Annotated in this window: 4 protein-coding genes, 16 tRNA genes, 2 rRNA genes and 1 pseudogene; 1 reads left to right on the forward strand and 22 read right to left on the reverse strand. The window is 38.9% G+C overall.

Going from position 1 to position 6,815, the window contains the following annotated elements:
• Positions 1–64: 64 nt before the first annotated feature.
• The 5 genes and pseudogenes from MKO96_RS23900 to MKO96_RS23920 form a co-directional block, all read right to left on the reverse strand.
• A tRNA-Gly gene (locus tag MKO96_RS23900) sits at positions 65–138 on the reverse strand.
• 114 nt (positions 139–252) lie between these two features.
• Complete coding sequence (locus tag MKO96_RS23905) at positions 253–903, reverse strand: DsbA family protein (protein ID WP_240588900.1); 651 nt, start codon at positions 901–903, stop codon at positions 253–255.
• 187 nt (positions 904–1,090) lie between these two features.
• Entirely contained in the window at positions 1,091–1,867 is a 777-nt protein-coding gene (locus tag MKO96_RS23910; protein ID WP_000664703.1) for a transglycosylase domain-containing protein, read from the reverse strand.
• Between the two features lie 427 nt (positions 1,868–2,294).
• Positions 2,295–2,756: pseudogene (locus tag MKO96_RS23915) on the reverse strand (NUDIX hydrolase).
• A gap of 146 nt (positions 2,757–2,902) precedes the next feature.
• Positions 2,903–3,622 carry a YebC/PmpR family DNA-binding transcriptional regulator gene (locus MKO96_RS23920; RefSeq protein ID WP_240588901.1) on the reverse strand — a complete coding sequence of 240 codons (720 nt, stop codon included), beginning with the start codon at positions 3,620–3,622 and terminating at the stop codon, positions 2,903–2,905.
• A 348-nt stretch (positions 3,623–3,970) separates the two neighbouring features.
• Here MKO96_RS23920 and MKO96_RS23925 point away from each other — a divergent pair, with 348 nt between their 5' ends.
• Positions 3,971–4,291, forward strand: coding sequence for a DUF3884 family protein (locus tag MKO96_RS23925; RefSeq protein ID WP_240588902.1), 321 nt, complete (start codon positions 3,971–3,973; stop codon positions 4,289–4,291).
• Positions 4,292–4,637: 346 nt separating this feature from the next.
• Here MKO96_RS23925 and MKO96_RS23930 read toward each other — a convergent pair.
• The 17 genes from MKO96_RS23930 to MKO96_RS24010 all read right to left on the reverse strand — a co-directional run.
• Positions 4,638–4,719, reverse strand: a tRNA-Leu gene (locus MKO96_RS23930).
• 9 nt (positions 4,720–4,728) lie between these two features.
• Positions 4,729–4,799, reverse strand: a tRNA-Cys gene (locus MKO96_RS23935).
• A gap of 14 nt (positions 4,800–4,813) precedes the next feature.
• A tRNA-Gly gene (locus MKO96_RS23940) sits at positions 4,814–4,888 on the reverse strand.
• Positions 4,889–4,893: 5 nt separating this feature from the next.
• Positions 4,894–4,968 (reverse strand) — tRNA-Gln (locus MKO96_RS23945).
• A gap of 63 nt (positions 4,969–5,031) precedes the next feature.
• Positions 5,032–5,107, reverse strand: a tRNA-His gene (locus MKO96_RS23950).
• Between the two features lie 19 nt (positions 5,108–5,126).
• Positions 5,127–5,200: transfer RNA gene (locus tag MKO96_RS23955), tRNA-Trp, on the reverse strand.
• Between the two features lie 7 nt (positions 5,201–5,207).
• A tRNA-Tyr gene (locus MKO96_RS23960) sits at positions 5,208–5,291 on the reverse strand.
• A gap of 10 nt (positions 5,292–5,301) precedes the next feature.
• Positions 5,302–5,377, reverse strand: a tRNA-Thr gene (locus MKO96_RS23965).
• An 18-nt stretch (positions 5,378–5,395) separates the two neighbouring features.
• Positions 5,396–5,471: transfer RNA gene (locus MKO96_RS23970), tRNA-Phe, on the reverse strand.
• A 9-nt stretch (positions 5,472–5,480) separates the two neighbouring features.
• Positions 5,481–5,556 (reverse strand) — tRNA-Asp (locus MKO96_RS23975).
• A gap of 3 nt (positions 5,557–5,559) precedes the next feature.
• Positions 5,560–5,636 (reverse strand) — tRNA-Met (locus tag MKO96_RS23980).
• A gap of 24 nt (positions 5,637–5,660) precedes the next feature.
• A tRNA-Val gene (locus MKO96_RS23985) sits at positions 5,661–5,736 on the reverse strand.
• A 4-nt stretch (positions 5,737–5,740) separates the two neighbouring features.
• A tRNA-Glu gene (locus tag MKO96_RS23990) sits at positions 5,741–5,815 on the reverse strand.
• Between the two features lie 22 nt (positions 5,816–5,837).
• A tRNA-Thr gene (locus tag MKO96_RS23995) sits at positions 5,838–5,910 on the reverse strand.
• 4 nt (positions 5,911–5,914) lie between these two features.
• A tRNA-Asn gene (locus tag MKO96_RS24000) sits at positions 5,915–5,989 on the reverse strand.
• A gap of 8 nt (positions 5,990–5,997) precedes the next feature.
• Positions 5,998–6,113: ribosomal RNA gene (rrf, locus tag MKO96_RS24005) — 5S ribosomal RNA — on the reverse strand.
• 101 nt (positions 6,114–6,214) lie between these two features.
• Positions 6,215–6,815 (reverse strand): 23S ribosomal RNA (locus MKO96_RS24010); the annotation flags it as partial.

Genomic DNA, 6,815 nt, shown 5'->3' on the forward strand with positions numbered 1-6,815 from the left:
TCGTTTATCTTAGAAACGAAACACTGCGTTGATCACAATTTATAGAAAAACATTTAATAAAATTTGGAGCGGGTGAAGAGAATCGAACTCTCGACCAGAGCTTGGAAGGCTCTTGTTTTACCACTAAACTACACCCGCAAATATGAAATAAACATAAGATATTAGAATAACTTATGTAAAGTAGTATAGCATGTAAAAAAAACGGAAGCAAGAATTTTATCGAAAAAAGTCGAAAAAGTGATGAGTAGCTCATCACTTTTTCAATTCTTTATCAATCGCCTTCTTCATACTATCGAAATCAGGGTTTGCAAGATTTCCGTTGACATATACTGAAGGAGCACCTTGAACTTTTAATTTTTGAGCACGATCTGAATCTTTACGTACCTTTTCTTTCATTTCTTTACTGTGTAAATCTTTCTTAAATTGTTCTACATCAACTTTCGGAAGCTTCTCTTTCACAATGTTAAGAAGTAATTCTTCTGTAATCCACTCTTCCGTATCTTTCTTTTGACTTTGATAAATCTCATCATAGAAAGTCCAGAATGAATCTTTATCTTGTTTATAAATTGCTTCACCAGCTGCTGCGCCTAAATCAGAGTCTTTTCCGATGAATGGGAAATTAATAAAGTATAACTGCACTTTACCTTTATCGATATACTCTTCTTTTAATCGTGGTAATACTGTTACATCCCAAGTACGACACGCAGGACATTTGAAGTCTCCAAATTCAACTACCTTAACTGGTGCATCATCTTTCCCTAAAGATTGTTGTGTGGAATAAGCAAACATCTCATTCCCTTTATCTTTTTTGTCATTCATGATGCTATACGCAATTGTTCCAATTACAATCAACACTGCGATAGAAAAAACTATACCAAGAGCCATGAGTTTATTTGATTTCATATACATTCCTCTTTAAATTCATATTCTGTATACAGCATTGTACACAATACACATAATATCAACACTTATATACGTCACGCAATGAACACGCTCACATAAATTACAAAAATACAATATTTGTGACGATATTGTGTCACAATTTGTCACAATTTATTCAAAAAAAGAAGCTCCTATGTAGGAACTTCCTTTAGCTTACTGCTTTTTCACGTGCATTATTTAACATCGATTGCTCTGTTTTTATATCATGACGAATTACTAATTTCTCACTAACTGCTTGCACATACTCATCATGATTGATATAGCCTTCTTTCTCCATCAATCTCAAAACGACATTTCGTCTCTCTACGGCCTTATCATAATTTTGTGCAGGTGAGTAATAAGCAGGTGCTTTTACTACAGCAGCCATCATCGCACTTTCAGCCAGCGTTAATTGACTCACCTTTTTACCGAAGTAAAGGTTTGCCGCTTTTTCAATTCCCCATGCTCCTTCTCCGTAATAAATATTGCTTACATACAATTTTAAAATTTCATCCTTCGTAAATGTACGTTCAATCTTTTTCGTATAGAAAATCTCTTTCCACTTACGAGAAAATGTACGTTCATTCGTTAAAAAAGCATTTTTGGATAACTGTTGTGTAATTGTGCTTCCACCTTGCACAACACCACCAGCTTTTATATTCTCAACAGACGCTCTGACAATCGCTATATAATCTAAACCGTTATGATGATAAAACCTTTTATCTTCTGTCGCAATAAATGCATGTGTTAATGATTCTGGCACCTCTAACTTAGCCGGTACATGTAATTTACTAATATCACTTTGCTCGATCATCACATTTCCAACGAATAATAACGTACAACTTAACAATAATAATAAAATAATGGCTTTATAAAAGAATTTAGTCATTGGATTTAATGCAACTTTTTGATGATAGTTCACCCTAGATAATACTCGTTCTTTCATCTTGAACACCTCTTTTCCACACAGCGTATAACTCTTACTTTAAGAATACCTTGTTGTAAAAAAACATCCCATCGATTTCTCTTACACGTACCTTACATCATTGTAAGGTATAAAAAAGTATTGTATCACAGTCTTTTTTTATCTACTATTCATCTGAAATATTGAATATAGATTATGCTAAACCAATAACAGAGTATACCTTAATCCTATACTTCCCTATTAAAACATCCTATTTTCATTATATCATCTACAAATATATATATTTGTAAGTATCTAGTAATCTAAATGTATACAATATATCATATATTATACAGAACAAACGTTCTCAAAATCAATACTAGCACTATTATTATTTTGACCTTTTTCTTAAACAGTATACAAAAAAGAGTAGTGATTTGATTGTATCTCAAACCAGCTACTCTTTTCTTTACAATCTACCTATTAAATTATACGGCTGCACTTCCCACGTTTCGTATGGAATAAAATGTGTTGCTCTCATCGCATCAAGCGTTCTGGATTTCATATGAGGACGCGTTATGTACTCATCTATGTTCTCTTCATTTAAAGCAACAAATTTAGCCTCTTGTATTTCTTCAGGCTGAATTTGTATTTCACCGCTCACATATGCGACTTTAAAAACAACAGATAAAATATGCATAGAAGCATTATAGTAAACACCTGTAACTCCAAGCGGCTTCACAGTTAAACCCGTCTCCTCAAACATTTCCCTACAAACTGCTTAATCAAGCGCTTCTCCTTCTTCCACCTGTCCACCTGGCAACTCCCACGTATCTGCTCGCCAATGTACTTTAGCCAATAACACTTCACCTGTTTCATTTGTTAAATAGCCTGCTACAGCAACGATATGCTTTGGTGTTTTATGTTCCATATTAAACCTCCTAGAAATAATGATTATTTCATATATCCCTATAAGCATATTCCCTGTCTACAACAAAATACCTTTACTAATTCATCAACTTAATTAACTTCATAAAAAAAGCCCCTATCCGTTAAACGGACAGGGCTTCTATCGTATTATTCTCCTAAGTCTACGTTGTGGTAAACTTGTTGCACATCTTCTAAATCTTCTAATGCATCAACCATTTTTTCAAATTGTACTTGAGCATCTTCAGGAAGTTCTACATCACTTTGTGCAAGCATTGTTAATTCTGCAACTGTGAATTCTTCAACACCAGCATCTTTAAGTGCAGATTGTACGGAATGGAATTGATCAGGTTCAGCATACACGATAACAGAATCTTCTTCTTCTAGAATGTCACGTGCATCAACATCTGCTTCCATTAAAATTTCAAGAACTTCATCTGATGTTTTACCTTCAAGACCGATAACAGCTGTCGCATCAAACATGTAAGCTACAGAACCGTTTACACCCATGTTACCACTGTTTTTGCTAAATGCAGCTCGTACATCTGCTGCAGTACGGTTTACGTTATTTGTAAGTGTATCTACAATTACCATAGATCCGTTTGGTCCGAATCCTTCATAACGAAGCTCATCATAATTTTCTTCTGAACCGCCTTTTGCCTTTTCAACTGCACGATCAATAATTGCTCTTGGTACGTTGTATGTTTTCGCACGTTCTAATACAACTCTAAGCGCTTGGTTTGATTCTGGATCTGGCTCGCCTTGTTTTGCTGCCACATAAATCTCACGTCCAAATTTCGCGTATATACGGCTTGTATTTGCATCTTTTGATGCTTTTTTTTCTTTAATATTATTCCATTTACGACCCATACTTTCCACTCTCTTTCCCATTTTAAATCTACATAAAAATATTAATATGAAATATAATGTGTATTCAACACATTTTTAAAAGAAATATAAAAAGTTCATTTTTGATTCATATTACAGACATAATATAAATTACTATCATTTTGTTCTTTCGACAAGTTATATTATACATGAATTCCTACGTTTATTACGAATTTTAGAATCAGGTAACATAATTTAACAAAAAAGACTCTAACATTTTTGTTAGAGTCTTTTTACATCACCGATTCCCATAATATTTCCTTAATTACTTTCTATTGCTGTATAATTAAAATAGGAAAAAATTTGAAGAAAACATAAGGGGAAGTAATTATGACACATTCAAATGAGAAAAAAGCACATGGTCTTAAAGGGATAGGAGAAAAGCTAAACCCAACTATCTATCAAGTGAGATTCATGAAATTAGATGAACCAATTCAATTTGAATCGTTTCCTGAATTAAAGGAATTACGAGACTGGTTGAGTACTTCAACACAAATGTGGGCGTGCCACTCAACTATGTACAAATACAACAGAGAAGAGTTTGAAAAGAAGTTTTTAGAAATTACAAAATTAACAGTTGATAATGTACTAATATCTACTGGTGGTGCCGGATTTAACTTCATGTCACCGGGGTGGAGAAATTCTCTATAAAATAGAACTAAAAGGATAAAAATGAATATTCGTTTTTATCCTTTTAGTGTTTCGCAATTTACTCCAACTGAACTGTATCGTATGGGCTTTGATAGAGAAAAATTTTTAAAAGTAAATAAGGTGGATCGATTTTTAACGTTCAGTCGTTCAAGCAAACGTTTTATTTTATTGTATGGGTCTTAAATTTCGAAGTTGGCAATCAGTATAGAATATTTTCATTCAGCTTCCGATTATAATATTCTACGTTTACTCACCGCACACTTTTTATGCTTATTTTGTCGCGCGAAGAAAACACAAAAAAACTCTATACAATTAGTATAGAGTTTTTTTGTTACGCCGTTCGTGATACCGATGGTCGGGGTCGAACCGACACTCCCGAAGGAACACGATTTTGAGTCGTGCGCGTCTGCCAATTCCGCCACATCGGCACAAAAGAAAGGCGGCAACCGGATTTGAACCGGTGGTAAAGGTTTTGCAGACCTCTGCCTTACCACTTGGCTATGCCGCCATATTAAATTATATTGGAGCGGAAGACGGGATTCGAACCCGCGACCCCAACCTTGGCAAGGTTGTATTCTACCACTGAACTACTTCCGCAAAAATGGCTGGGCTAGCTGGATTCGAACCAGCGCATGACGGAGTCAAAGTCCGTTGCCTTACCGCTTGGCTATAGCCCACCGAATTCTTACTTAATTATATGTAAGTATCCATTAGATTATTTGTAATTTTAAAAATAAAAATGGGGCGACTGATGGGAATCGAACCCACGAATGCCGGAGCCACAATCCGGTGCGTTAACCACTTCGCCACAACCGCCATGTTGTGTAAATATATTTGGCAGGGGCAGTAGGAATCGAACCCACACTGGAGGTTTTGGAGACCTCAGTTCTACCTTTAAACTATGCCCCTATGTAAATGGTGGAGGGGGGCAGATTCGAACTGCCGAACCCGAAGGAGCGGATTTACAGTCCGCCGCGTTTAGCCACTTCGCTACCCCTCCGAAACTTACATGGTGCCGGCTAGAGGACTTGAACCCCCAACCTACTGATTACAAGTCAGTTGCTCTACCAATTGAGCTAAGCCGGCGTATTTTATTAAAGTAAATGGTGGCTCGGGACGGAATCGAACCGCCGACACGAGGATTTTCAGTCCTCTGCTCTACCGACTGAGCTACCGAGCCTTATTAAAATGGCGGTCCCGACCGGGGTCGAACCGGCGATCTCCTGCGTGACAGGCAGGCATGTTAACCACTACACCACGGGACCATTTGGTTGCGGGGACAGGATTTGAACCTGCGACCTTCGGGTTATGAGCCCGACGAGCTACCGTGCTGCTCCACCCCGCGATGATATTACTTATATATTTTATATGGTGGAGGATGACGGGATCGAACCGCCGACCCCCTGCTTGTAAGGCAGGTGCTCTCCCAGCTGAGCTAATCCTCCAAAGTGGTGACCCGTACGGGATTCGAACCCGTGTTACCGCCGTGAAAGGGCGGTGTCTTAACCACTTGACCAACGGGCCAAAAATTTAAAAACTTTTTCCAAGCTTCCAACCGGGCTTGAACCGGTGACCTCTTCCTTACCATGGAAGTACTCTACCAGCTGAGCTATGGAAGCATAATGGCTCCGCAGGTAGGAATCGAACCTACGACCGATCGGTTAACAGCCGATAGCTCTACCGCTGAGCTACTGCGGAATAATATTGCCTGGCAACGTCCTACTCTCACAGGGACAAGGTCCCAACTACCATCGGCGCTAGAGAGCTTAACTTCCGTGTTCGGTATGGGAACGGGTGTGACCTCTCTGCCATCATTACCAGACATTATTATTTTGAGACAATCATTATTATAACTTATTCACTTTAAAAGTCAACAAGTTTTTTATGTTCTCTCAAAACTAGATAACATTTGCTTCATATTATATGGTTAAGTCCTCGATCTATTAGTATTCGTCAGCTCCACATGTCACCATGCTTCCACCTCGAACCTATCAACCTGATCATCTTTCAGGGATCTTACTAGCTTACGCTATGGGAAATCTCATCTTGAGGGGGGCTTCATGCTTAGATGCTTTCAGCACTTATCCCTTCCGCACATAGCTACCCAGCTATGCCCTTGGCAGAACAACTGGTACACCAGCGGTGCGTCCATCCCGGTCCTCTCGTACTAAGGACAGCTCCTCTCAAATTTCCTACGCCCACGACGGATAGGGACCGAACTGTCTCACGACGTTCTGAACCCAGCTCGCGTACCGCTTTAATGGGCGAACAGCCCAACCCTTGGGACCGACTACAGCCCCAGGATGCGATGAGCCGACATCGAGGTGCCAAACCTCCCCGTCGATGTGGACTCTTGGGGGAGATAAGCCTGTTATCCCCGGGGTAGCTTTTATCCGTTGAGCGATGGCCCTTCCATGCGGAACCACCGGATCACTAAGCCCGACTTTCGTCCCTGCTCGACTTGTAGGTCTCGCAGTCAAGCTCCCTTATGCCTTTGCACTCTACGAATGATTTCCAACCATTC

It is taken from the genome of Bacillus sp. ES1-5, assembly GCF_022487605.1.
Lineage (GTDB): Bacteria > Bacillota > Bacilli > Bacillales > Bacillaceae_G > Bacillus_A > Bacillus_A wiedmannii.